Source organism: uncultured Pontibacter sp. (assembly GCF_947495565.1).
GTDB lineage: Bacteria > Bacteroidota > Bacteroidia > Cytophagales > Hymenobacteraceae > Pontibacter.
In genome coordinates this window covers 191,940-217,283 of the sequence record NZ_CANLZM010000008.1, presented here as the reverse complement: position 1 = coordinate 217,283, position 25,344 = coordinate 191,940, and the positions used below count along the sequence as shown (strand labels likewise).

At 50.4% G+C, this 25,344-nt stretch carries 23 protein-coding genes and 1 tRNA gene; 6 read left to right on the top strand and 18 right to left on the bottom strand.

The features are described 5' to 3' along the window. Positions 1 to 72: 72 nt before the first annotated feature. The gene (locus Q1B04_RS12230) at positions 73 to 2,268 is read right to left on the bottom strand and encodes a TonB-dependent receptor (RefSeq protein WP_299759099.1); all 2,196 of its coding nucleotides are present in this window, start codon (positions 2,266 to 2,268) and stop codon (positions 73 to 75) included. 263 nt (positions 2,269 to 2,531) lie between these two features. Here Q1B04_RS12230 and Q1B04_RS12225 point away from each other — a divergent pair, with 263 nt between their 5' ends. After that, positions 2,532 to 3,089: a type 1 glutamine amidotransferase domain-containing protein gene (locus Q1B04_RS12225; RefSeq protein WP_299759098.1), complete on the top strand. Its 558-nt coding sequence runs from the start codon at positions 2,532 to 2,534 to the stop codon at positions 3,087 to 3,089. A gap of 136 nt (positions 3,090 to 3,225) precedes the next feature. Here Q1B04_RS12225 and Q1B04_RS12220 read toward each other — a convergent pair whose 3' ends face one another. The 3 genes from Q1B04_RS12220 to Q1B04_RS12210 form a co-directional block, all read right to left on the bottom strand. Continuing rightward, entirely contained in the window at positions 3,226 to 3,768 is a 543-nt protein-coding gene (locus Q1B04_RS12220; protein WP_299759097.1) for a hypothetical protein, read from the bottom strand. Positions 3,769 to 3,877: 109 nt separating this feature from the next. After that, on the bottom strand, positions 3,878 to 4,597 hold the full coding sequence (locus tag Q1B04_RS12215) for a YceI family protein (RefSeq protein WP_299759096.1): 720 nt from the start codon (positions 4,595 to 4,597) through the stop codon (positions 3,878 to 3,880). Between the two features lie 165 nt (positions 4,598 to 4,762). Next, positions 4,763 to 5,383 carry a porin family protein gene (locus Q1B04_RS12210; protein ID WP_299759095.1) on the bottom strand — a complete coding sequence of 207 codons (621 nt, stop codon included), beginning with the start codon at positions 5,381 to 5,383 and terminating at the stop codon, positions 4,763 to 4,765. Between the two features lie 520 nt (positions 5,384 to 5,903). Between Q1B04_RS12210 and Q1B04_RS12205 the strand changes: the two genes are divergently transcribed. Next, the gene (locus Q1B04_RS12205; protein ID WP_299759094.1) at positions 5,904 to 6,806 is read left to right on the top strand and encodes a histone deacetylase; all 903 of its coding nucleotides are present in this window, start codon (positions 5,904 to 5,906) and stop codon (positions 6,804 to 6,806) included. Between the two features lie 85 nt (positions 6,807 to 6,891). On the opposite strand, the gene Q1B04_RS12200 is transcribed toward Q1B04_RS12205, so the two are convergent. The 5 genes from Q1B04_RS12200 to Q1B04_RS12180 form a co-directional block, all read right to left on the bottom strand. Beyond that, on the bottom strand, positions 6,892 to 7,098 hold the full coding sequence (locus tag Q1B04_RS12200) for a hypothetical protein (protein ID WP_299759093.1): 207 nt from the start codon (positions 7,096 to 7,098) through the stop codon (positions 6,892 to 6,894). A 28-nt stretch (positions 7,099 to 7,126) separates the two neighbouring features. Further along, entirely contained in the window at positions 7,127 to 7,297 is a 171-nt protein-coding gene (locus Q1B04_RS12195) for a hypothetical protein (protein WP_299759092.1), read from the bottom strand. A gap of 37 nt (positions 7,298 to 7,334) precedes the next feature. Further along, positions 7,335 to 8,042, bottom strand: coding sequence for a methyltransferase domain-containing protein (locus Q1B04_RS12190; protein WP_299759091.1), 708 nt, complete (start codon positions 8,040 to 8,042; stop codon positions 7,335 to 7,337). Continuing rightward, positions 8,017 to 9,144 (bottom strand): type III polyketide synthase, encoded by a 1,128-nt coding sequence (locus Q1B04_RS12185; RefSeq protein WP_299759090.1) that lies wholly within the window; start codon positions 9,142 to 9,144, stop codon positions 8,017 to 8,019. The genes Q1B04_RS12190 and Q1B04_RS12185 overlap by 26 nt, the downstream gene beginning before the upstream one ends. Before the next feature lie 158 nt (positions 9,145 to 9,302). Continuing rightward, the gene (locus Q1B04_RS12180) at positions 9,303 to 10,421 is read right to left on the bottom strand and encodes an FAD-dependent oxidoreductase (RefSeq protein WP_299759089.1); all 1,119 of its coding nucleotides are present in this window, start codon (positions 10,419 to 10,421) and stop codon (positions 9,303 to 9,305) included. Between the two features lie 170 nt (positions 10,422 to 10,591). Between Q1B04_RS12180 and Q1B04_RS12175 the strand changes: the two genes are divergently transcribed. Then, positions 10,592 to 10,972 (top strand): T9SS type A sorting domain-containing protein, encoded by a 381-nt coding sequence (locus tag Q1B04_RS12175; RefSeq protein WP_299759088.1) that lies wholly within the window; start codon positions 10,592 to 10,594, stop codon positions 10,970 to 10,972. An 88-nt stretch (positions 10,973 to 11,060) separates the two neighbouring features. Here the strand turns inward: Q1B04_RS12175 and Q1B04_RS12170 are convergent, their stop codons facing one another. The 3 genes from Q1B04_RS12170 to Q1B04_RS12160 all read right to left on the bottom strand — a co-directional run bounded on the left by Q1B04_RS12170 (position 11,061) and on the right by Q1B04_RS12160 (position 13,000). Further along, the gene (locus tag Q1B04_RS12170; RefSeq protein ID WP_299759087.1) at positions 11,061 to 11,402 is read right to left on the bottom strand and encodes a hypothetical protein; all 342 of its coding nucleotides are present in this window, start codon (positions 11,400 to 11,402) and stop codon (positions 11,061 to 11,063) included. Between the two features lie 267 nt (positions 11,403 to 11,669). Next, positions 11,670 to 11,741: transfer RNA gene (locus tag Q1B04_RS12165), tRNA-Arg, on the bottom strand. Positions 11,742 to 11,800: 59 nt separating this feature from the next. Next, positions 11,801 to 13,000: a Pycsar system effector family protein gene (locus tag Q1B04_RS12160; RefSeq protein WP_299759086.1), complete on the bottom strand. Its 1,200-nt coding sequence runs from the start codon at positions 12,998 to 13,000 to the stop codon at positions 11,801 to 11,803. Between the two features lie 371 nt (positions 13,001 to 13,371). On the opposite strand from Q1B04_RS12160, the gene Q1B04_RS12155 reads away from it, so the two are divergent. After that, positions 13,372 to 17,190 carry a BamA/TamA family outer membrane protein gene (locus tag Q1B04_RS12155; RefSeq protein ID WP_299759085.1) on the top strand — a complete coding sequence of 1,273 codons (3,819 nt, stop codon included), beginning with the start codon at positions 13,372 to 13,374 and terminating at the stop codon, positions 17,188 to 17,190. Positions 17,191 to 17,270: 80 nt separating this feature from the next. Further along, the gene (locus tag Q1B04_RS12150; protein WP_299759084.1) at positions 17,271 to 18,314 is read left to right on the top strand and encodes a DUF6268 family outer membrane beta-barrel protein; all 1,044 of its coding nucleotides are present in this window, start codon (positions 17,271 to 17,273) and stop codon (positions 18,312 to 18,314) included. Between the two features lie 125 nt (positions 18,315 to 18,439). On the opposite strand, the gene ppk1 is transcribed toward Q1B04_RS12150, so the two are convergent. The 4 genes from ppk1 to Q1B04_RS12130 all read right to left on the bottom strand — a co-directional run bounded on the left by ppk1 (position 18,440) and on the right by Q1B04_RS12130 (position 23,248). Then, entirely contained in the window at positions 18,440 to 20,557 is a 2,118-nt protein-coding gene (gene ppk1, locus Q1B04_RS12145; RefSeq protein ID WP_299759083.1) for a polyphosphate kinase 1, read from the bottom strand. Positions 20,558 to 20,606: 49 nt separating this feature from the next. Further along, a complete protein-coding gene (locus Q1B04_RS12140) occupies positions 20,607 to 21,101 on the bottom strand; it encodes a histidine phosphatase family protein (protein WP_299759082.1) in 495 nt (164 codons plus the stop codon). A gap of 200 nt (positions 21,102 to 21,301) precedes the next feature. Then, the gene (hflX, locus tag Q1B04_RS12135; RefSeq protein WP_299759081.1) at positions 21,302 to 22,513 is read right to left on the bottom strand and encodes a GTPase HflX; all 1,212 of its coding nucleotides are present in this window, start codon (positions 22,511 to 22,513) and stop codon (positions 21,302 to 21,304) included. A gap of 3 nt (positions 22,514 to 22,516) precedes the next feature. Next, positions 22,517 to 23,248, bottom strand: a complete 732-nt coding sequence (locus Q1B04_RS12130) for a cytochrome c (RefSeq protein WP_299759080.1) — start codon at positions 23,246 to 23,248, stop codon at positions 22,517 to 22,519. 144 nt (positions 23,249 to 23,392) lie between these two features. Here Q1B04_RS12130 and rfbC point away from each other — a divergent pair, with 144 nt between their 5' ends. Continuing rightward, the gene (rfbC, locus tag Q1B04_RS12125; RefSeq protein WP_299759079.1) at positions 23,393 to 23,935 is read left to right on the top strand and encodes a dTDP-4-dehydrorhamnose 3,5-epimerase; all 543 of its coding nucleotides are present in this window, start codon (positions 23,393 to 23,395) and stop codon (positions 23,933 to 23,935) included. Between the two features lie 85 nt (positions 23,936 to 24,020). On the opposite strand, the gene Q1B04_RS12120 is transcribed toward rfbC, so the two are convergent. After that, the gene (locus Q1B04_RS12120) at positions 24,021 to 24,824 is read right to left on the bottom strand and encodes a T9SS type A sorting domain-containing protein (protein WP_299759078.1); all 804 of its coding nucleotides are present in this window, start codon (positions 24,822 to 24,824) and stop codon (positions 24,021 to 24,023) included. 62 nt (positions 24,825 to 24,886) lie between these two features. After that, positions 24,887 to 25,339, bottom strand: a complete 453-nt coding sequence (locus Q1B04_RS12115; protein WP_299759077.1) for a hypothetical protein — start codon at positions 25,337 to 25,339, stop codon at positions 24,887 to 24,889. Positions 25,340 to 25,344 lie beyond the last annotated feature (5 nt).

The following is a 25,344-nucleotide window of genomic DNA, read 5'->3' as shown; positions in this document are numbered from 1 at the left end:
CATAAGTCTGCAAACTTTTCTTACCTGAACAACCGGCACCTGCTTTTTTATTCAATCAAATCAAAACAGCCTCTAAGGGCGCTCGCCCAGGTAGTAAGCTCCGGCCCCAAAGTTAAGGCCCTGCAGCAGGCCGTGGCTGATAGTGTAGTTGGCGTAAGCGTTAAAAGTATGCTTGGGCGTGTTGTTAGGCGCTGAACCCGGCACAAAAGTAGTGTGGTCTTTGTACTGCGCGTCGATGTAAGCATAGCCGGTTACAATCTCCAGGTTCTCCAGCACGCGGCCTGTCAGTTCTACCTCCACGCCTTTACGCTCGTCGTTGCCGCCTTTTATGTAGTAGCCCGTCTCCAGCACAGTACCGTTTTCATCTACGGCAAAGGCTTTCAGGTTCATGTCTTTGTTGTTGATTTGGTAGAAGGTCAGGTTAAAGCGCAGGCGGTTGTTCAGCCACTCAGACTTAATGCCAGCCTCAAACTGATCAATGCGCTCGGCACCCAGCGGGTCACCGTTTACGTCTACCACAGCGGCAGAGCGCGGGTTGGTGCTGTTGGTGTAAGAGCCGAAAATGTTCAGGCCGTCCTTTACTGTAAACATCACACCTGCCAACGGATTCCAGAACGAGGAAGTGGCGCTGCTCTCCCCGTCGCTTCTGCTCTTGGTGGTGCTGTAGCGTACGCCGCCGTATACCCTTGCCCAGTTTGTCAGCTGTATCACATCCTGAAACGTGGCGCCGAAGCGGTGGTCGTAAGACTGTGTACCGCCGGTGCGCTCAAAAGCAGGCAGGTTCTCCGGTAAAGTATGCGTAACCGTAGCCGGGTCAAAAACATTTATCTCATCTACGGCAATAGAGTTAAACGTAGGCTGAAACAGGTCGATGTAGCGGTAATCGGCACCCACCTGAAACGTATGGTTTATGCTGCCTGTCTGTAGTTTGCGGCCTACAAGGTCCAACTGCAGCACGGTGCTATTGTCTTCGCGGGTGGAGTTGTGGGCGATGGAGCGCTTGTACCAGTTTACCTGGTCTACGTTTATGCCGTTTGCCTCATCCTTCTTCAGTGCTGATAAGCCTGTTTTGATAGCGTCTGAATCATAGTTCGAGTTGAATAAAGCAGCCCGCAGGTACAGGTTGTTTGTCAGGTTGTAGTTATAGCGTGCAGTGTAAGTACTATGCCTGGTGTCTGTTTTATCAGACTCAAAACCTAAGTATCTATCAGATGGCAGGTCGTAAATCTGGTTTTCTTGGTTGTTAACAGACAGGTTTACAGTGCCTGGGTCAATGCCCTGAGCCTCGTTAAAATAGTCCATTTCCAGCGTTAAAGTGCTGCGGGCGTTCGGCCTCCACTCCAAAGACGGGTTGATGTAGAAGGACTCGTTGCTCATGTGGTCGCGGAACTTGCCGCCGTTTTCGTAAGCGCCATTCAGGCGAATGGCTACTTTGTTATTCTTGTCCAGCACGCGCTGCACATCAAAAGTAGGTCTTATTAAGCCCCAGCTGCCTGCGCGTAGCGATAAGCTGCCGGAGTTCTCGAACTTAGGTGTTTTAGTAACGATGTTCACAATGCCGCCCGGGCCGCCCAGGTCAGTGGAGGCACCCATGGTAATAGAGCTGGCACCTTTCAGCACCTGTACGCTCTCCACGCCCTGCATATCCGTAGAAAAACCCTGGCCACGGAAGTCGGTCATTACGCGCACGCCGTTCTTAAGGGTAGGTATGCCGCGGAAGCCGCGCGAGGAGATACTCTCTTTCACGCCACCATAAGTAGCGTAAGTATAAACACCCGGTACGTTGCGCACTCCCTCAATTACAGTAAGCGCACCCTGCTGCTCAATCAGCTTCTCCGAGATAACGGATATACTTTGGATCTGCTCGCTTGGCTTCAGCGGAAGGCGGGTAATGGCATCCAGCTTCTCGGGCTGCTTGTCTCTTACCCCAAACACCTCTACCTCCGATACCTGGTTGGCTTTTGGCGTTAGCGTAAGCGTAATTTCTTTTGTGCTGCCCTGCGCAAGCGTAACGGTTTGGGGCTTGCTGTCGAAGCCAATGAGCATGGCGCGTACCTGGTAGGTGCCGCTGGCTATGCGGCTTATTTCAAACTGACCTTCTTTATCTGTAACAGTGCCATAACGCGTGTTCTCCAGCACTACGCTGGCTGAGGGTACAGGCTGCCCGTCTTTACCAATTACTGAGCCTTTTAGGGAGTTTAGGTTTTGCGCCCACACCAGTTGGCTGAGCAGGAGCATTAAAACGAGTAAAGTATACTTTATAAACATATAGCTGTTGAGTTTATGGCGGCTTTAGAAATTTATCTCTATCACCACTGATTTTATTTAGACTAAATACAAATAGTGGCACAAACATAACTGGAGAATGTCAAAACATCAAAATATATTTTATGAAATATTCAGAAAAGAAAGATTTGCTTGGCGTATGGCTAGCTGAAACCGGTTAAGGTATGGCCGTGATTAGTTAACAAAAAGTGCCTTGGCGCGTTAGTTAGGTAAGTAAATGTTAAACCATACAAACAAACTTAACAATGGCTAATAAATTAGAAGGAAAGAAAATAGCGATACTAGTAGAAGAAGGATTTGAACAGGTGGAGCTTACCAAGCCGCTGCAGGCACTGAAAGACGAAGGGGCCGAAGCGCATATAATCTCGCCGAACCAAAACAACGAAATCAAGGCCTGGAACCACACCGACTGGGGCGACAAGTTTAAGGTTGATAAGAAGCTGAGTGAAGTAAACGCAGAAGATTATAACGGCCTGCTGCTACCCGGCGGCGTAATGAACCCCGATAAGCTGCGCACTAACAAGGAAGCCGTGAGTTTTGTAAACAAGTTTATGGAAAGCGGTAAGCCCGTTGCCGCAATCTGCCACGCCCCCTGGACGCTGATAGAAACAGGCAAGGTAAAAGGCAAGAAAATGACGAGCTACCACACCCTACAAACCGACCTTAAAAATGCCGGTGCCGAGTGGGTAGATCAGGAAGTGGTGGTAGACAATGGCCTTGTTACCAGCCGCAACCCGGACGATATACCGGCCTTCAACAGAAAGATGGTAGAAGAATTTGCCGAAGGAAAGCACGACCGCTAACCGGTTTATATTTATACTTAATACCTGAAAACAAGCCGCACTTTATACTTTAAAGTGTGGCTTGCTTCGTTTAAAAGCTCTAGCTGCAGGTTATGAAAAGCCCAACTCCCTAACGGGTTTATACTTGCTGCTGCTATTATTGCACCATTCTGAAGAGCGGATCGGCGTATTTCTCCAGCAACACCACCAGCACCAGGTCCAGCAGGAGCAGGAACGTGCCCTGTAGTATAACCGATTGGCCCCAGCCCTGCAGCTGTTCAGTTTTAACTGCTGAGCGAGAGCGCTCTTTCAGGTAAGCGCCCAGCACAATGTACCCAAAGTCTAGGCCCACGTTCAGGTATATAATCTTCTTAAAAGTATCGTGCAGCTGCAGGCTTTCAGCCAAGGTAAGCGCAGTATTATCTTTAGATACAATGGCATACAGCGCAATACTGGCGATTATCAGGTTTACGATGTTCCAGTAAACGTTCATCTGGTAAAAATACTTCCGGCTGCGGGTGGCCTTCGTCAGCCTAAAGCTGCTGAAAAGAATGTTCAGGATGGCCCACCCGCCAAGTATCAGCATACCTGTTTCCAGCATGCCCGCCTGTTCCTGGTTAAGCTGGCTCAGGCTTTGGCTTTGGGCGCTGGCTGTGAGGCTAAGAAGTAACAGGGAGAGCAGGTAAAGGTATTTTCTCATGGGTAAACAATGGCTTTATGAGTAGGAACGCATAAAAAACAGCTTTAGCATATTGGCGCTGTGCTTTGTGCCTGTGGCCGCATGGCTGATGCGGGCAAATAGCTAAGTGCTAAGGTTTTCGGGATACAGCTGTTATGTCCAGGCCAATGTTTACCTCCGGGCGGATGGTTTTGTCTCCTAAAGAGTTGTCGGAGCGGTATACAAGGCCCCATTGGGTACGGTCTATGTTAAAGTTGGCCTTAGCGTGCAGCAGGCTATCCTCCAGCGTTACGCGTGCCGGAAACGAAACGCTTTTAGTCTGGCTGCGGATGGTGAGGTTGCCGGTAATGCGGTGCGACGGGTTTTTAATGCGCAATTCGCTGTACTTGGGGCTGATGTTGCTGCTCTGTTCGGCGGTACTGTCGTAGGGAGCAATGCCGGTAAGCTCAAATGAGGCATTAGGATAACGCTCGGTATCAAAAAAGTCGGCGGAGCGCAGGTGCTCGGTCAGTTTTTGGTTGCCCTTTTCATCAATTGTCTTGTCTGCTGAGCGCACCGTTACCATGTTCATACTTATGTTGCCGCCGGTTACAAGCCCATTCGTCATGTAAAGCTCGCCTTGCTTTACATCGATGATGCCGTTGTGGCGGCCTGTCATCTTTGCCCCGATCCAGGTAATCTCGCTGCGGGTAGTGTCTATGATAAACGTATCGGTTGGTACCGCGCGCGCTTCCTTCACCACGGCATCACCTATCTTTGCCTCATCGGTTTTCACGGTGGTGTCGCAGGCGCTGCCCATAAAAAGTAGCACGCCCAGCTGCAGGATCAGGTATCGGAAGTTTTTGCCCATAAAGTTGCTTTGGGTTGATAAAAGCTGCCAACGAGGCGCATTTTAACCTTGTGGTACGCTTGCAGGCGCAAAAACGATATAGTTTATACTTTGCAGAAGGCGCCAAAGGATAAAAGAGCCGCGCGGTTGCCGGCTCTTTTATACTTTTACGGCAGCGTTAATTTGTTAGAAACTTATACCGAGGTATACTTGAATGACGCCGTTCTTAATATTCTCATCAATACTGTTGCCGCTGCTGTTTTCTTTGCGCAAATCCCCGAAACTATGCACATAGCGCGTTCCCAGTCTAAATCGGTCTAAGCTGCCTTCCAGACCTGCCGACAGGCCATAGTCAAACGTGTTGTACGGTTCCAGGTCAATCTCTTCGTCCTCCACCTTGCCCGAAACCATGATGCCCACTTGCGGGCCAAGATGCACGCTAAAGTTATCGGAGATGTTAAACACCGCCAGCACCGGCACCTCCAGGTAGTCCAGCCTGAAAACAGAATCCTGGCGCTCGTAGCCTTTGCGCGTGTACAATAGCTCCGGCTGCAGCGAGAAGAAATCATTAAAGCCAAACTGGGCAAAAACACCCGCATGAAAGGATGTGTGGCTGTTAGTGGAGCCAAACTTGTCTTTGTCGCTGCCGTGCACACTGGCAAAATTAACACCGCCTTTTATACCTATACCCGAGTTGGGCGACCGGCTCAGTAGGTTATGGTTCTGCTGAATATCGCTGGAGATGTCCTGCGCAGAGCTACTTACTGCCCAAACCATAAGAAATGCTGCGAATAAAATCTTTTTCATAGTTTTCGATTTAAAGCTCACGCTCTTCAAAAGAGCTTATATGGGGTTTATACTTTCTTTTAGCTTTGAGGTTATGCTGTGGCAGAGGAAGAGAAGCGGGTGAAGTAGATGTTTTGGCCTGGTAAGCTTTGCCTGTGATTAATTGTGCTTTTCTGTGAATATGAGAAATTATATTATAGCTGCTGATCAGTTCAATGGCGTTTATGGGTGGTGTGGATATATTCTACATTTCTGCTGTTTTCACTAGATTATTAGGAAAATTAGAACTTCTTCACAGGGAATCAACAGGAATTGGTGGATAAACCTGTGTAATCAACATAGTTATCCACAATTATGTGCGTAAAAACAACTGAAATTCACACAGCCGACCAAAATTTAAATTGGTTGCATAAGTTATCCACGTCTTTCTATATAGTTATTGCTAATTGTACTAAATTGCTTTAGGTTTTATGTAAAGTATAGCTGCTTTTATACCTGTTCTGCTAAACCTTGCCAGCATTATTATTGTTAGTTTTGTGCTATGTTAAAGATTGCCTGGTCCGAGATTTTTGCCCACAGTTTGCCCGAAGGCCACCGTTTCCCGATGGCGAAGTATGATCTGCTGCCCGAGCAGCTGCTGTACGAGGGCACCATCACACACGAAAACTTGTTTGCGCCGGAGCCATTGGCCGAGCGGTTTATACTAGACACCCACGACGCTGATTACTGGCACCGCCTGCACAACCTGCAGCTTACGCCTTCTGAAATCCGGAAAACGGGCTTTCCGCTGTCGGAGCAGTTGGTGCAGCGCGAAATCGTGATTATGAACGGAACGGTACAGGCCAGCCTGTTTGCGCTAGAGTTTGGCATCGGGATGAATATTGCCGGCGGCACGCACCATGCCTTCACCAACCGTGGCGAAGGCTTCTGCCTGCTCAACGACATTGCCATTGCCGCCAATCACCTTATCAAGTATAAAAATATAAACAAAGTACTGGTGGTGGACCTGGATGTGCACCAGGGCAACGGCACAGCGCAGATTTTTGAGCATGAGCCACGCGTGTTTACCTTCAGCATGCACTGCGGCCACAACTATCCTTTCCACAAAGAGAAATCGGATTTGGATGTGCCTTTGGAAGAGGGTACCGATGACAAAGCCTACTTAAAGCTGCTCCACCAGCACCTGCCGCGTCTTTTTGACGAGGTGCAGCCGGAGTTCGTGTTCTTCCAGTCGGGGGTGGATGTGCTGGCCACAGATAAGCTCGGCAAACTAGGCATGACCCTGGAAGGCAGCAAAGCACGCGACCGTGCCGTGCTGGAGCTGTGCCGCAAAAATAACCTGCCGGTAACGGTAAGTATGGGAGGCGGCTATTCTAAACAGATCGCGCACATTGTGGAGGCACATGCCAATACCTTCCGGCTGGCACAGCAGCTGTGGTTTTAGTTAGAAATTTAGAAATTTAGAAAGAGGGTGTTATAACACGCCGTGTAGCAAGCAACTGCTCAACAATCAACTACTTGCCAATCCATCAATCCCGCTTACGCAGTTTGTCGTCTTTATCTCTTTTAACAGGGAAGATCAGGCGAAGCATAAAGTAGATAATTGGAGCAAGCGCAAGTGTTAAAATAACGATCAAGATTACCTTCAGCGCCTTGAAAAAGAGCGAGATGGCTATAGCGGAAAGGATAACGGAAACAGAGAAAAGTATCCAGAAGTTAATGGTTTTTTTGCTCATGACTATGCTTTTGAGTGTGGTGCTAAGGTCAATGTTCGCCGGTGGCATTCCGAATGACATACATAAAGTGCGGAAACAGAAGAATCATTAACTCTGGTAGCGTAGGCATCGCCTCCTTTTTGATGAAAAAGATAAGCATAAGCAATGTATAGGCAAGTATCAGCCATAATTGGAGGCGCAGAGACAGAAATTTATTCATCGGCTTTTTCTTTAAATATACAAGTATTAATGTATAACTATACTTTGTGCAGCAGCAGTTGCCACCTGAAAGCCCACATCCAGCGAAGTTCATACTTCGTGATGCCTGCCTGCTGCACCAGTTGCTCCAGCTCCTGCCTCCGGAAAGCCCGCCACACCGATAGCGGCGCATCATTTTTGATAAGGTGTGAACGGGAGAAAGCCGCCGTAATATACTTGATGGAATAATAGGCCAGCCAGTGCCGGTGCAGGTCGTTGATGATAACAGCTAACTGCGCCTGCTGGTGCAGCTGCCTGAACATGCGGGCCAGCTGCGAGTCGGTAAAGTGGTGGCAAAAGAGGCTGCAGACCACTACATCATACTTCTGTAAGGCAAATTCTTCTGAGAAAACATCGTGCTGCTCTACCTGCACCTCCGGGAAATCGCTGCAGCGGCGGCGGGCGTACTGCACCATAAAATCGTTGGCATCCACGCCAATCAACTCCACGTTTATACTTTTATTTCGCGCCCAGCGAGCTATACTTTTCAGGGTGTCGCCGCCGCCGCAGCCAATATCGGCAATACGCAGGCGTTGCGGCTTATGCTTTTTCACCAGTTTGTCGAGGGCGCTGAGTACCACTTTGTGCCCACCAAGCCAGTCGTTAATCACTTCCAGCTCATCGAGGTTACGCCGCAGCTCCTCACCGCTCAGCGTTAGGTCATCCAGTAGCTCCAGCTCGTTAGACCGTTGCCTCAGCATGTGCATAGTGTACTTTTAGTAACATCGATTCGAGGGTAAGGCCGGGGCCAAAGGCAAAACTCAGCACCGGCTCGTCCTGCTCCTGTGGCGTGAGCGTCTGCATCAGCTCCTTCAGCACAAAAAGCACCGTAGCCGACGACATGTTGCCGAAGTCGCGCAGCACCTGGTAAGCAAAGCGGTTGTCGTGGCGTGTCATGCCAAGTTCCTGCTCTATCACTTCCAGAATGCGCCGCCCGCCAGGGTGTATGGCATATAGGTTTATTTCTGAAGCCGTGGTTTTCAGCCCCTGCAGCAGCCGCTCCGTCAGTTGCTTTATACCTTTCTTGATGAGGTCGGGCACGTAGGAGGAGAGCGTCATCTCGAAGCCGGTATCGCCAATGTGCCAGGCCATATCGCGTTTTCCTGCCGGTGCCAAATCGCAGTGAAACGACTGCAGCTCCAGGCTCACCTGCCGGCAGGGTTGCCCCTGCATCAGTACTGCCGCCGCGCCATCACCAAACAAGGCATTCGACACCAAATGGTCTTGCTCCGGATTTTTCTGGAAATGGATGGTGCAGATCTCTGTGCAAACCAGCACCACCTTCGCCTCCGGGTCTGCCTTGCAAATGGCATCCGCCAGTTTAATAGCGTTAAAGGCGGCATAGCATCCCATAAAATTTACGGAGGTGCGCTGCACGCTCGGAGACAGACTGAGCCGCTCCACCAGCTCAATATCCAAACCAGGTGCATACATGCCCGTGCAACTCACCGTTATCAGGTGCGTCAGGTCGCTAAGCTGTGTAGGTCCGGCTTGCTCCAGGCAGCTTCGGATGGCCTCTTCGGATAAATCTACAGCGTGTTTGCGGTACTCGCCCATGCGCTGCTGCACCGTCGGGAATGGCTCCAGTGTAGGAGTATTGGGGTAAAAGGAGAAATTGCCGTTTTGGCGGGTGTAGTCTTCCAGCACACTGTAGCGCTGCCCGATGCCCGATACCCGGTATAGCGCCTTTAACTTGCGGGTGTCCTGCTCGCCGAACTGCATGGCGGCGGCCATAAAGTCTGCTACCTGCATCTGCGGTATTTTGTGCGGAGGGTTGGCCGTGCCGATGGCGCAAATGTAGCTTTTCATGTAGTAGGGGTTGCAGGTGTAAAGCTTGGGTCTATAGCTTATAAGTTTATAGTTAACTAAGGAGAGCCGCAATGGTTTTAGAGCGGCGAGTTATTGTGTTACTACGCCTAAGTACGGAAGCAGCAGTTTATTAGATGTGAGCGAGAGCAGGTAGTGCTTCAGAAAGGCTTGCCGTGGGTTTGGCGCATGATGAGCCGCACTGCGGGAGGTACCGTTTTCAGCAGCCCCACTGCCGCCTCCGACAGCAGCGGCCCTCCAAAAAGCTGTTGCACCGTACGGCCCAGGCGCAGGCGGCTGGCAAACTGGTTCTGCCAGGCTAAAGTATACTGCTGCTCCAGCTCCTGCCGGCTGCGGCCTCCGGCAAAGTATAAATGCGTTTGGTCTGTGGCGATTTTAGCTGCGTGTATGGCCATGGCCATGCCGTTGCCGCAAAGCGGGGTAATCATACCGGCTGCGTCGCCGCACATCAGCATGTGGTTTTCCACGCAGGTTTTGGTGGCAAAAGAGATTTCGTTGATAACCTCGGGCTGTGGGTAGAGAAACTCAGCTTCCTCAAAAATGCTGCGCAGGTGCGGGTTGCGGTAAAGTATGGCTTGCTCCATGGCAGGAATAGAACCGTGCTTTTTTAAATTGTCTCGGGTGGTGAGGTAGCAGAGGCAGTACTTGCCGTCCTCTATGGCCGAGGTGCCGGCATAGCCGTCATTAAAATTGTGCAGCGCAATCAGATCGCGCGGAAAATCATACTTGATGTGATACTTCACCCCAACGTAAGGCGACCGTGCTTTAAAGAAACCGCGTTGCAGCTGGCGGTCCAGGTTGGAGCGTTTTCCGAAAGCCCCGATAACTACCTGCGCGTTTATACTTTTGCCGTTAGAAAGATGCGTTGTAAACTCATTTTGATCAAAATTGACCTGCTGCACCGTTTGCTGCAGTACAAATTCTACTCCCTGCTGCTGTGCCAGCTCATAGAGGTAGTGGTCTAAGGTATAACGGCTCAGTCCGAAACCGCCTAAATCCAATTTTGCATGAAGCGCATTGCCGGTAGGGGAGGTGAGCATAAACCGGCTGATGCGGGCTGGCGCAAGGCGGCTAATCTGTACACCAAGTCTGCGGAGGTACGGCAGCGCCTCGTTGGAAATATATTCCCCGCAAACCCTGTGGAACGGATAAGCCTTTTTCTCGACAAGCGCCACCTGCAGCCCAGCCCTTGCCAGCCCCAGAGCACTTACCAACCCGGCAAGTCCGCCGCCTATTACCACAACATCTTTTTTTTTCAAGCTGATAGTTCTTTTCGAAATAAAATTTATCCTATTTGTAGATGCTAAATTTAGTGAATAGCCCTTTTTTGAGGGGTATAATACAGGAACAAAAAAACAGCCTGAGCGTTTTAATAATGGAATGACTTTTGTCTTATACTTTTAGGTAAGAATTTCGATACAAGATTTATATGAAGCAAATTATACTTTCCCTGTTTACATGTTTTGCTGTGCTGTTTGTGCAGGCGCAGACCAAGCCTCCTGTGCAGGTGCAGGCTACGCAGCAGCAAACAGATAAAAACCCGCTTGGCCTTGTGCAGGATGAGGATGTGGCCATTTATCCTAATCCAAGTAATGGCGTATTCACCATTTCTGTCTCTAACCTGGAGGCGCAGCAATTGGAACTGACGATTCTTAATGTAATCGGTAACGAGATTTTCCGTGAAACGTTAAGGCGCGAAGAGTCAAAGCTGACAAGAACAATAAACCTGGACCGACACGCGAAAGGGTTGTATTACGTAAAATTGGAGGCAGATAACTACAGTGCCGTGCGGCGTGTGGTAATCAAGTAGAAACAACGATATTTATAGATTAGAAGCGGCCGCCCTTTTGCAAAAGGGCGGCCGCTTCTCTTTTGCATCAAAGTATGAGTTTTTGCTGCTACTGCTGCTCCGGAAGTATAGTTTTAGGCACAAAGCCTGTGTAGGTAGAAGTGTCTTGCTGGATGCGGGCCTGCGCAAACATAGCGTGTGTGGTATCGAGTATGTAAAGTTGCTGGGTGGTATCGAAGTAGGCAATGGAGCTGGCCTCGAAACTTGGCTGGCTGTAAAGCTTACCGTTGATAAGCGGTTTGGTAACATAAATAACATCGGCTGGCAGCGGTGCCGGCTGGCCTGTTTCGCTAGCAATGGTGGCTTGCTCCTGATCCTGCCCATTGTCGCTAGCATCAGAGCAGGCGTGCAGGCAGAGTGCCGCAAGAGCAAAGAGGTAGTGCTTTTTCATGTATAGCAAACGAAGCATAGTTGCCTATGTATATGTAAATCTGGCTATAATGTTACAAACTATAAGTTTATTTGGTGGCAAAGTCTCCTATACTTTGATATATAGAATGATTAGCTGGTGCTGCAGTTGTTGAAAGTTAAGCGGTTATGGAGGGCAAAAATGCCTTTATATGGTAGCTATAGCTTGCAAAGCTGAAACCTCTGCAAGCATTAAGATTAAGGCTGCAGATGAGGGTGCGGGTTTTCTGCAAAGTATGGGTAAAGATTGTGGCCCTGAGCAGAATCGAACTGCTATCTAAAGTTTAGGAAACTCCTATTCTATCCATTGAACTACAAGGCCGGGAAATATAATTCAGCATGGCGAATTTACACTATTATCCACCACAAAACAAGCAGCATTTAAGTGGTGGCAACCGCGAAGACAAACCCCAAAACAGTAAGCACCAGCCCCACCATAAAGATAGTATAGGAGATGCGCAGGATTTTATACTTACGGTCTAGTACCTCACCCAGGTAGTATATATCAGTTATCATGTTGTTGTACAGCGATTTCTTGTCACGCATAATATCATGCATGCCTTTCTGAAAATCTGAGAGGGGCAAGTTGGTGAAATTCCCGAAAAACAGCAGGTTAATTTTACGGGTGTCTAAGCGCTGGTCTTTCTTCTTCTTAAATGTAAAGCTAGTTACCTCCGGCTGGGCCGATATGATGGCGAAAACCACAGAGCCAAGCGTAGTGAGCAGCAGTATGCCAATCGGAATCAGGAACGTGCGGTGCGTGGCATAGTCAGTGCCGATGGTAGAGGTTTTGGCACTGAGGTAGGTAATAATCACAGAGATGATAATCGCGTTGAGGCTGATCATCATGTTGGCCTTGTTATCAGCAATGGCGCTCAGGTTCAGGTGCGTCCGATAGGTGTTACGGAACATGGTTTCGATGCCGCGCTTAGGCTGGGCAAGCGTTTTACGGCTCTTTTTCTCCTCCTTTTTCTTCTTCTCAATTTCCTTGCTGAGGCGGCTTCGCTGCTCCTGAATATTTAAGCCTAGCTGAGAGGCAAACTTGCGCTGCGCCTGGTTTGTGTGGAAGGTGGTAGAAAGCAGAAAATCCATCTGAAACTGCTCCCACTCACTATCCGTGAAAAACCTGTCCTGGAAAATCTCCCACTCTACCCGCAGCAGCTCGGCAGTGGCAAAAAAGGTCTCCTTCCCGATGTTAGACATATCGGCGTCTACAAGCAGCTCCTGAAGCAGCGTTTCCGGCTCCTGGGTGTGCTTGGTAGCTCTGATCATGTTCATAATCAAGTCAATGCGATTTTGGGGATACTGTTTCTCCTGCAGCCACTCCGTCGCAATCTGCACGCTTTCATCCTCGTGGCCGTCATAGGTGTTTACATAGCCGGTATCATGAAACCAGGCAGCGAGTGCCAGGTCCTGCAGCTGTTCTTCGGAGAGCTTGCTGCGCTGGCCCAGGTCCTGCGCCTCAGCCACCGTCTCAAAGGTGTGCTTGTAATTGTGGTAAACAAGCTTCTTCGAAAGCCTGTCCTTGAAAAGCCTGAACACATATTCACCGGCTTGTTTTACAATTGTTTGATCTTCCATAATTGGTTTTGTAGCAGCGCTGGGTGCGCAAAAGGCAGCATCCTATAGTCCGGCGCTCATGTGCAAAGAGCGTGTGGCACATGATAATCTGCGGTTACGGTAAAATCAGCATTTTGTTAGTGAAAACAGTAACTACGGGGGTATTAGGTAGTATATAGTAAGGTAACAACTAAATGCAGAATCGTCTCGTTTATGAACTTCAGTTCTGCCGCTCCTGTGGCACCCGCTGTAGCCAAATGAAGCCGTGGAGTTAAAAGTATAAGTATAAAACTGCTGTACCTTAATAAGGTAAATCATCAGCATGAAGTTACATCTTGTTCAAAGCCTTAGAATTGAATGCCTTACCGCAATTTTTGCAAGCCAACAAAACTATGATTAAACTTTTACAGCATACACATCGGCTGCTGGTGCGCCACGGATGGTGTGTGCTGCTGAGCCTTTTACTCTCAGCCTGTATCTCTACCGAGCCGCATTACAGCGACGAAGCCCTTACTTGGGAGCAGGAGAAGCCATCGCCCGAAAACGACATACTGTACACGCTTTACCTGATAGGCGATGTGGGAGCACCCGATCTGGATGGCGAGCCTTCGCTGCAGCTGATGCGCAAAATGATGATGGAAACTGGCGAGCAGAGCGCTACCATTTTCCTGGGCGATAACGTGTACATGAACGGGCTTCCGCCAGCAGACAAGTATGACCGGGAAGTATCAGAAAACCGGTTGAAGGCCCAGCTGGATATCTTGAAAGGATACCCCGGCGAAAAGTATATGATACCCGGCAACCATGACTGGAACCACAGCGGCCGCGGCGGTTTGGAGTACGTAATGCGGGAGCAGCGCTATGTAAACGAGTATCTCACGGATGAGAACATTGTAGTGGGCGGCGATTTTTACGTGCCCGGCAACGGCTGCCCCGGCCCTTACGAGATAAAGCTCAGCGAAGACCTGGTCATGATCGCCCTGGATTCTGAGTGGTGGCTGCACCCTTTCGACCGGCCTTACGGCGACAACAGCAACTGCGGCTCAGCTACAGAAGGCGAGATGCTGGTAAAGTTGGAGGACATCATCGAAAGGAACAGCGGCAGCGATATACTGGTAGTTGCCCACCACCCGCTAATGACACGCGGTGAGCATGGCGGCTTCTTTACCCTGAAAGACCACATTTTTCCGCTAACCATGCTCCGCGATTGGATGTACTTGCCGCTGCCGGTTATAGGTTCTATCTATCCGTTTGCCCGCAGGTATGGCGGCATTTTGCAAGACATTCCGCACCCGCGCTACCAAGCCTATATTCAGGGGCTGCTCGATATCTTTAACAAGTATGACAACATCATTTATGCCGCCGGCCATGAGCATGCGCTGCAGTATTTTAAGTACAACAACCTGGCGCACATTGTCAGCGGGTCCGGCTGCAAAACCGATTATGTAAAACCGGGCGTCGCGGATTATGCCCAAAAAGTAAAAGGCTTTGTAAGGACAACCTACCATGAGAACGGGGAAGTATGGGCAGAGTTCTGGGCACCGGAAGGTAAAGGAGAAACAGGCACAATAACCTACCGCACGCTGCTGTACTCCAAAAAACCTCGTAAGGAGCGGGAACGGCCCCAAGACAATACTGCTTACGCTGACAGTACCATCACCCTTGCCGCTAACACCAAGTATAAAGCCGGCGGCCTGCATAGAACTTTGCTTGGTAAACATTACCGCGAGGAGTGGGCCACACCGATAGAAGTGCCGCTGTTGGACATGAAAAATGAACAGGGGGGGCTCACGCCTTATCAGAAAGGCGGAGGCAAGCAAACGGCCGCACTCAAGGTACGCACCCCGGACGCAACAGAGTATAGCCTGCGCACCGTAGATAAAGATCCCACCATGGCTCTGCCGGCCTACCTGCGCGAAACCGCTGCCCGTACCCTGCTGCAAGATCAGATTTCGGCGCAGCATCCGTACGGAGCACTTATTATACCGCCGCTGGCTGACGCCGCCGGTGTATACCATACCAATCCGCAGCTCATTTATATTCCTAACACGCCTTACCTGCGGCAGTACCAGGATGAGTTTAGCAACACCCTGGCTTATCTGGAGGAAGACGCCGATGAAAACCATGAGCAAACCGCCAGCCTAGGTTATGCTAAAAACCTGGTAGGTACTGATAAAGTGCTGGAGGAGCTGGAGCAGGACAACGACAATGAGGTGGACCAGCGGGAGTACGTACGCGCTCGCCTCTTCGACATGCTGATAGGTGACTGGGACCGCCACGAAGGGCAATGGCGCTGGGTGGAGGAAGACAAGCCCGGTAAAGGCAAACTGTACACGCCCGTGCCAGAAGACCGCGATCAGGCATTCTTTAAAGCTGACGGAATATTGCCGTGGCTGGTAACGCGCAAGTGGGGCATCCGCAACATCCAGAACTTCGGCTATGATATTCCGGATGTGATTGGCCTTAACCTCAGCGGCATTACCCTAGACCGAACCATCACCACCAAACTAACGCGGGAGGAGTGGCTGCAGATAGCCGAAGACATACGCCAAAGTATAACCGATGAAGTGATTGCAGAGGCGGTGCAGCGGTGGCCGGAGCCGATCCGGGAAATATCCGCAGCAGAGATAACAGCTAAACTGCAGGCAAGACGGGAGAAGCTGCCACAGGCCGCCGCCCAGTATTATGATTTCCTGACGCAGTACGTGGACATAACAGGAAGTGATAAGCATGAACGCTTCCTCATCAACCGCCTAAACAACCAGCAGGTGCAGGTGCTAGGGTATAAAACCTCCAAAGAGGGAGAGGTGCGCGAGGAAATCTACAACCGTACTTTTTACACCGATCAGACCGAAGAAATACGCATCTACGGCATGGGCGGCCAGGATGAGTTTGTAGTGACTGGTGATGTGGAGGAAAGTATACTTGTGCGCATTATTGGCGGTCCCGATGAAGACATCATTACAGACTCCTCGCATGTGAGCGGACTCAAAAAGCACACGGTAGTATACGATACGGAAGAAGGAAACCGCTTTGCCTTTAGCAGCGAGACAAAAGATAAAACCGAACCTGACGAGGAGATAAACCTCTACGACCGCGATAACTACCAGCTGCCTTATATAGGGCCGCGCCTTTCGGCTGAGTATAATGTGGAGGACGGTGTGTTTTTGGGAGCAGGTATACTTTGGCGAACACAGAAATTCCGAAAAAGCCCTTATGCTTCGGAGCACCTGCTGGAGGCCAATTACGCCTTCCGGACCAGCTCCTATAATTTAAAGTATGCCGGTGAGGTGCGGGATGTGCTGAGCAACTGGAACATAGAGTTTAATGCGCACCTGCAGGGGCCGCAGTTTCAGCGAAACTTCTATGGCTTAGGCAACAACACAGACAAAGCACCGGATTTAGACAACAGCTATTACCGGGTCCGCTACGAACGACTTTCGCTAAACGCATCGCTTTTCCGGGAGCCTTTTGCCTTTGTTAGAATGGGGATTGGCCCAACCTACGACAGGTTTAAAGTAGATAACCCTGAAGGAGAAAGCTTCTTGGTAGACCAGGCGCGGGCAGGGCAGCTGAAGGAAGGGACTTATGATGTTGAAGCAGGTGAGTTTGAGGTGCAGCATTACCTGGGAGCCAAGGCTTATTTTAACCTGGAGGTACTCGGTGGTAACAGCACCATAGCTAATCCGCGTATCGGTATGCGCTGGTACAACACTATCAGTTACAACCACCAGCTAGGCAACGAGGAGCTGGACTTTACCAATCTCAGCACGGAATTCCGCTTCTACATTACTCCTAACTTTCCATTTAAACTGACATGGGCAGGTCGGTTTGGGGCAGCCCACAACATAGGAGATTATCGGTTTTACCAGGCCAATACCCTGGGAGGTACCGAAAACCTGCGTGGCTACCGGCGTACCCGCTATGCAGGGCGCAGCAGTGTGTATGCTAACGGGGAGGGCCGCCTGCACCTGCTCGATTACAATTTATACTTAACACCTGGCAAGCTAGGGGTTCTGGGGCATATTGATGCCGGCAGGGTATACTATGATGATGAGCCCGACGGAGCCTTTTTCAGAGGGTTGCACATGGGCTACGGCGGCGGTGTTTGGGTAGATTTGCTGAACCGCACAGTGCTGTCGCTGACCTACTCGGTAGGCGATGACGACGACGATGACCTATGGCTGCTGAAATTCGGCTTCTTTTTTTAACATAAACTGCATATAGAAGTATAAGACTCTGTTTAAGCTGCTCTCTTAAAAGCAGTACCCTACTTCATAAAATCAAAACTATGAGAATAAGAAAACTACTGGCTTTAATAATAAGTATGCCGCTTTTTGCAGTGCCTTGGCAGGCAGCAGCACAGGTGCTTCCGGAGACAAAGGTTATAGAAGAGGTAGAGGAGTTTGCTTCTCCTGGGGTGCGTGGCATGGGCAAACCGCGTGGGGTGGTAATCAGTTATGAGCGCCTGCCCGGTTTCGATATAGACTCAGAGTCTGACGACCCGAGGGTTGGCAACGGGAGCGGCAGAGTAAAACGGCACAATAAATTTTCGGTACGTGCCCTGGCGCCAGTGATTAACAAACCACAGACGAAGCTTATTGTAGGTTTCAACTATGAGCTGGAGGAATTTAATTTTGAAAACCTCACGCCAATGTCTTACGACCTGTACCGCTATCTGGAAGATAAAAACCTTAAAAGTATAGGCGTGCAGGCTGCTTACCTGCACTCGTTAAACCAGCGCAACTTTTACCTGATCCGTGTTAAGGGAGAACTGAACGGCGACTATACCCGCGATAACATCAACATATCAGACTACCTGAAAGGTACCATCGACCTGGCTTACGGCTGGAAAAAAACACCTGACTACTCCATAGGCGTAGGCTTGCAATGGGGTTATACTTTCGGGCGGCAGAGGGTTTACCCCGGCATCCTGTATAACCGCACGTTCAACCCAAAGTGGGGCGTAGAGTCCATCTTTCCGGCAAATGCCAGGGTGCGGTACAATGCCAACGAGAAAACCCTGTTTTATGCAGGTTACCGCCTGGAAGGGGCCAGTTACGATATTTTTGCGGATGAAACCGTGCTGAAACAGTTTGGCGAAATCGAGTTGCGCCGCACCGACATAAAAGGCCTTTTGCGTATGGAGCGTGAGATCTATGACTTCCTGTGGTTTGCCGTGGAAGGCGGTTTCAGGCAGTATTACAGGCACCGCATTTTTGACGAGGTGGGCTCCTCTGACGAACTGATCACAAACGATCTTTCGGGGGCAGGTTATGTGGGGGTGGAGTTATACTTGGTTCCGCCCAGAAGATTTACAGAAAAGAACCGCTAAACAAGGCTACGAAAGTATAAAAAGCCCGGCCCAACTAAAGCAAGTATAGCTGGGCCGGGCTTTTTAATATGGCGCAAAGTATAAAGTATGCATGCTTTATACTTTGCGTTTTGTAATAGATGCGGCTATTCCTTTTCCTCCGGCTCGCAGGCTTCTGTCTGGTCTGCAGGCACCATGGCCCGCAAATAATCATAGATGGCGTACTGCGCCCGCAGGTTGGTGGGGGCATCAGGTTTAATATAGCTGTTATCTACGGTACGGGTTTTGGTGTCATCCTGCAGCTGCAGGTCTATGATGTGGCGCACCTGCTCCACCAAATCAGGCTGGTAAAGCGGAAAAGCAACTTCTACGCGCCGGTTCAGGTTACGCGTCATCCAGTCGGCAGAGGCAATGTATAGCTTTTCGTCGCCGTTGTTATGGAAAATGTATACCCGCGCGTGCTCCAGGTAACGGTCTACAATGCTGCGCACCTCAATGTTTTCGCTTAGCCCCTTCACACCTGGTTTCAGGCAGCAGATACCACGCACTAGCAGCTGCACTTTTACACCAGCCTGGCTGGCTTCGTATAGTTTCTTGATCATGCGGGTGTCCTGCAGTGCGTTCATCTTCAGAATCATACTTGCAGTCAGGCCTTTCTTGGCGTTCTTTATCTCCCGGTCAATCAGTTTGGTAAAACTTTGGCGCATGTTTATGGGAGCCATCAACAGGTGCTCAAACTTCTTGTCTGTCTGGCGGTCTATGAAAAAGTTAAATACCTGCTCCACATCCTTGGTTAACCGTTTGTCGGAGGTAAAAAGGGCGTGGTCTGCGTAGATGGTAGAGGTAGTCTCGTTGTAGTTACCGGTGCTCAGGTAAGCATAGTTTACCAGCTTGCCTTTTTCGTTGCGGGTGATGAGGCCTACTTTGGAGTGCACTTTTAAATCTGGCGCCCCAAAAATGACGTTGGCTCCGGCCTTCTGCAGCTTGCCAGCCCAAAATATATTCGACTCCTCATCAAAACGGGCTTTCAGCTCTACAACTACTGTTACCAGCTTGCCATTTTTAGCGGCTTTCACCAGCGCCTTCGCCACTTTAGATTTATCGGCTACACGGTAAAGCGTAGCGCTCATGGCGGTTACCTTGGGGTCCTGGGCAGCCTCCTCGAACAGGCGCAGCACATAATCAAACGACTGGTAAGGGTAATGCACCATGTAATCCCGCTCTTTCATGGCGGCAAGCAGACTTGGCTCTTTTTCCAGCTGCGGATGTATGAGCGTAGGCTGCGGGTCATACTTTAAGTCTGGCAGGTTAAAGTCCGGAAATCCGAAGAAATCACGGAAGTTATGGTACTTGCTGCCCTGCACCAGTTCGTCTTCGGTGATGCCAGTATGAGCCATCATCATGTCCAGCAGGTCCTGTGGCATGGCAGGGTCGTAGAGCAGGCGGGCCGGATAACCGGTTTCGCGCTTTTTTAGGCTCTTCTGTATCTTAGCCATCAAACTGCCCGATACCTCCTCCTCAATATCAAGTTCGGCATCTCTGGATACTTTAATTGCGTGAGAGGCGAAAGCCTTGTACTGTGGAAACAGTTTGGGCAGGCAGAAGCGGATCACATCATCCACAAACATAACATGACGGTGCTCGTCTACTGTTGGCAGTTTTACAAAGCGGCCGCCGTGCTTTTTAGTGGGGATCTCCAGCATAGCAAAACGCTCAGACTTGCAGCCGGCTTCTGTGGTATCCCACATCTTTACGCTCAGGTATACGGTTTGGTCGTGCAGGAAAAGGTGCGTTTCCGTCTCATCCAGGATAATAGGCAGCAGCAGCGGCTCCAGCGTTTCTTCAAAATAATCATGCACCCAAGCTTCCTGCTCCGGGTTAAGGTCATGCTCTGTTAGCAAGTGGATGTCGTGCTCGCGCAGGTCGGCAAGTATACCGTCGCGGAACACCTGCCCGAACTCCTCCTGCTGCCTGTGCACCTCCTTTAGTACCTGCTCCAGCGTCTCCTGTGGCTCCTCGTCGAGCTTGCTGCGGGTTTTAGGCTTTAGTTTTATCAGGCGCTTCAGGGTAGCTACCCGAACCTTGAAATACTCGTCCAGGTTAGACGAGAAAATAGCCATAAACTTGATGCGCTCCAGCAAAGGCACGTTTTTGTCTTTGGCCTCTTGCAGTACTCTATAGTTAAATGCCAGCCAGCTCAGTTCGCGGTTAATGTAGGGTGGTTCTGAGCTAGTTCTTGGCTTCTTGTCTTTCTCTTTTTCCATCGTTTGGTGGTAAGTACTTAAACCCCGGGCGGAGTTTTTCAGGGTGTTGTTATTTGTGGTTCTTCGGGAAGTCGGTGAAGAGCAGAGTTGCGTTCTCTCTCGAGATATCAAACCAGCTCTCGCAGCTGAACTGAAGGGCTGCCACACCGGCAGTGGGCAGGCTACCGATCGGCTCCTGCGATAGCATGTTAGCAAACTCAGAGATGGCCTCATTATGACCGACCAGCAGTAAGCTGTTTATCTCGGCGGGTGCATGCTGCACTACCTGCAGAAGGTCGCTTTTGCCGGCACCATATACTTGCGTGTCTACCAAAATATCATCTGGGTCATAATCCAATTCTCTGCTTACCAGGGTGGCCGTGCTAATGGCGCGCACAGCAGGGCTCGATAGGATCAGCTGCGGCGCTACGCCACGCGCGGCCAGTTCCTGCCCCATCAGCGGGGCATCGTGGCGCCCGCGTTTGTTCAGCGGCCGGTCATGGTCGCTGAGTCCGTCAAACTTCCAGCTTGATTTTGCGTGCCTAAGAATATATAGCGTTTTCATGTTGTTTCTGTTTCTCAGGGCCTGACTGGCTACCTGATTGGCCACAAAGGTGGCTTTGCTACTTACTGAAAGTATGGGTAAATGGTTGTGCCGGGGAGGCTAAGTAGCGCACGATGGCAGGCGGTGCTAAAACACCAGGCCCACCGCCTGCCATAGCAGAGGGTGGGCCTGATGAGAAGTATAAAATATGCGAACTTATTTTATACGTTGTTTGGGTAGCGCTGGAAATGGATTTCGGCTACACGCCGCTGCAACTCCTCGCGCAAAGCATCAATGTTGAGCTTATCTGTGGCAGAAATAAACATGGCCGGCGCATGTTCTTTAGCCATATAAGTTGCTTTCAGGTCTTCTATGGATGGACGCACATACTGGCCGTCTTCTTCCAGCATGCCTTGTCCTTCGGCCTGCAGCTCTTCCTCGCGCTTTTTCAGGTACTCATCTATTTTATTGAACACCAGCAGTACAGGCTTTTCGGCGGAGTTAATGTCTTTCAGCGTCTCGTTTACCACGGCAATGTGGTCTTCAAACGACGGGTGCGAAACGTCCACCACATGCATCAGCAGGTCAGCCTCCCGAATCTCATCCAGCGTAGATTTAAATGACTCGATTAGCTTGGTTGGCAGCTTACGGATAAACCCTACCGTATCGGAGAGCAGAAAGGGCACATTATCAAACACAACCTTACGCACAGTGGCGTCTACGGTGGCAAAGAGCTTGTTTTCCGCGAACACCTCAGATTTAGAGAGCAGGTTCATCAGCGTGGATTTGCCTACGTTGGTGTATCCCACCAGCGCCACACGCACAATACCGGCGCGTGCCTTGCGCTGCTCATAATTCTGTTTCTCAAATTTCTTCAGGCGCTCACGCAGCAACGATATTTTGTCGCGCACGATACGGCGGTCTGTCTCAATCTCCGTTTCACCCGGTCCTTTCATGCCGATACCGCCTTTTTGTTTGGAAAGGTGCGTCCAAAGGTTGGTGAGGCGCGGCAGCAGGTACTGGTACTGCGCCATCTCTACCTGGGCGTGGGCCTGGGCCGTTTTAGCGCGCAGGGCGAAGATATCAAGTATAAGTAAGCTTCTGTCTACGATCTTCACCTGCATCTCACGCTCAATATTGCGGACCTGCGAGGGGCTCAGGTCATCGTCGAAGATTACCATATCCACCCCATGCTCCTTTACATAAGCCTGAATCTCGTCCAGCTTGCCGCTGCCCACAAAAGTGCGGACATCGGGTTTATCCAGCTTCTGTACAAAGCGTTTTAAGGTATGGGCACCTGCCGTTTCGGCCAAAAAGGCCAGCTCGTCCAGGTATTCTTCTGTCTGCTCATCGGTTTGGCGGTAGCCGGGTACGGCCACCAGCACAGCTGTTTCCTGCGGCTTAGAAGTTTCGTAATATTTCTGTTTAGCCATTCATTATTTTTTTAGCGTCATGGTATAGGCAGCCAGCGCCTGAACCTCTTCGTCAGACAGCTGGCTTCCGAAAGCCGGCATAAGGCCGCGGCCGTTCTCGATTACGTTTACACGATTGTGCTGGCTCAGGTTGCTTACCTGTAGGTTGGCAGCACCGCCCAGTCCTCTGGCTCCGTCCGTGCCGTGGCAGGTGGCGCACAGTTGTGTGTAGATGGCTTTGGCGTTAGCTAGCTGCGCCTCGCTCATGGCGGCCACTATTTCCTTATGCGCCTCAGCTGACCCACTTAGACCGGCATCGCCGGTTTCGGCTGCATCTGTTTCGGGAGAGGCATAAGGCTCGGTGGTGGCATTTGTCACAGGCCCCGGATGCTGCATCGTCAGACTCTTTGTTTCGGCTATGCCGTACGTATACAGAAACAGCAACAGCGATAGAAGAGACAGTATTTTGTTTTCGCGCTTTATACCTATAATGCCTGCCGGTATCGCTAGCAGCACCAGCGCCACTTTAGCGATGAGCCACATCGGAAGCACACCCTGGTAGCTGAAAAGCAGGTATCCGCCTGTTATTAGAATAAGTATGCCGAAGATGATGTCGAGGACTCTGGTTTGGCGGCGCGCCTTTGCCAGCGCTTTGTGTTTGTTTAGCAGCAGCAATGCTGTTTTAAAGGCAAACAGCAGCAGGAACAGAACCACCACCAGTACGTGTGTGTGCAGAAATGCAACAGTTGCTTGCATGTTTTATACTTTGGTTGGAAGATTAAACGCAAATTACGCTAAATTTTCTGATGCTGCGGTCAAAATAGCTAACTTACGGCCTTTTAAACCCGCAGCAGGTTTTTAGATAAAACAAATAGCCGTTCAGCACTGCACTACTTAGCAATGGATCACAAACTTTTCCACATCGAGGGCCTTATAGAGTTTCAGCCACGCATCTTCCGCGACGACCGCGGCTATTTTATGGAAACTTTCAGCCTAAAGTGGTTTGAGCCGTTTGGCCTAAAGCCGGCTTTTGTGCAGGATAACCAGTCGGTGTCGAAGAAGGAAGTGCTGCGCGGCCTGCACTTCCAGAATCCACCCCACGCGCAGGGAAAGTTGGTAAGAGTCTCAAGTGGCAAAGCACTGGATGTAGCCGTGGACCTACGCAAAAACTCCCCAACCTACGGGCAGCATATCACCACTTTGTTGGATGCCGATACACATAACTTATTATACATTCCAGAAGGCTTTGCCCATGGCTTTGTGGCCCTGGAGGATAATACCACCTTCCTCTACAAATGCACCGACTTTTACGCCCCTGAAACCGAAGGAGGCCTGCTCTGGAACGATCCGGCTTTAGGCATAGACTGGGGAGTAAGCGAGCCGCTGGTATCGCCGAAGGATGAGGTGCTGCCGCTGCTGGAGCATTTCAGTTCACCGTTTTAGGTCATGTATTCTTATCAATTCCGCTAAAAGCAAAAGCCAGAGGTGCACGCCTCTGGCTTTTGCTTTTATAGTTTAAAGAGTGGATTTACTTCTTTATCATAACGCGCCTCGTGTGAGTTTTGCCGTTATGTTCTATTATGAGTAGGTGCAAACCTTCCCGTAAGTTGCTGGTATTAATCTTTACTTCCTTGCCTTCTAGCTGTCCGTGAGCGCATGTAGTGCCTTGTTTGTCCAGGAGCGTATAAGTGGAGTTGCTGTCTGGGTTGGCGGGTACTTTAATCGTCAGTTCATTTTCCGCAACTGGGTTAGGGTAGAACCAAGGTTCTGCTCCGCTATCGCAGTCTCTAATTTCAAACTGAACCTGCTGTTTTTGGGTCCAGCCAAGGGTGGTTTCCACCTCCAGCCCAATTGTCATACGGGTACCACCACCATAACCTGCGGCCGTTACAATTAAGGAAGAGGCTGTTAAGTCGCCGTGGCTACTGACATTTGATGCGCTCCAACGATACCGGAGCGGTTGGTCTTTATAGCCGTTGAATACTGGTTCGAAAATAAACTCTTCGTGAGGGCAGGTTGGATAGCTGCCGCCGCCGGAGTAGCTGAAACCTGTTATCTCCGGTATGCCTACCCAAACATCTTTAGTTACAGAGCTGCCGCCGCACTGAGAGCCAGCAGCAGTAACCTTTACCCAGCCAGCGCCGCTGTAGCCCGGCCGTTGCGATATTGCGACAGAAGTAGATGTGGTGCTGAGCGGAGACAGGCTCCCGTTGATAAGGATGTTATTGCTCGCCTCCCAGGTATAGTTTATTGCCCCGTGTACAGCGCTGATGCTGTAGGAAGTGGGACTGCCAATATCGTAAGGGGTGCTGCTGAAGGCTGGTGTAGCCAAATTGCTGTTGTAAGATATGGTGACGGGCGTGGCATGTACGGTTTTGGCCGGGCTGCTGCAGGTTATGTGGCTGCCACCGAAACTTGCCCGCCGCTCTGGCCGCTAGGCACTACGGTTACCGTGCTGGCATCGGCAGAGCCAGAGATAGACCAACCAGCGGGTAAAGGCCATGTGTAGTAGGCAGCATTCGGCAAGGTAGGCACCGAAAATGTAATAGAGCTTTTGTCTCCGCAGTGTAGGCTTGCTCGGGAGGCAGTAATGTTGCCGAGTTGTGGCTCACGGTCAATATATAGAACTTCCTCGTTACTAACGTAAGACAGCGGAGAACCGTAGTTATAAGATGTGTTGCAAGTTTTGCTGTAGGCACGCACCCTTACTTTATTAATTGTGGTGCCGCCATCTCCCTTAGCGGGAATGACCTTTATATCTTCGTAACTGCTGCCGTTCCAGTAGGCCCTGTTATCTGCGACAGTCCAGCCCGTCGGCAGGTCCCACAGGTAATGGTCTATAGGCACATTCG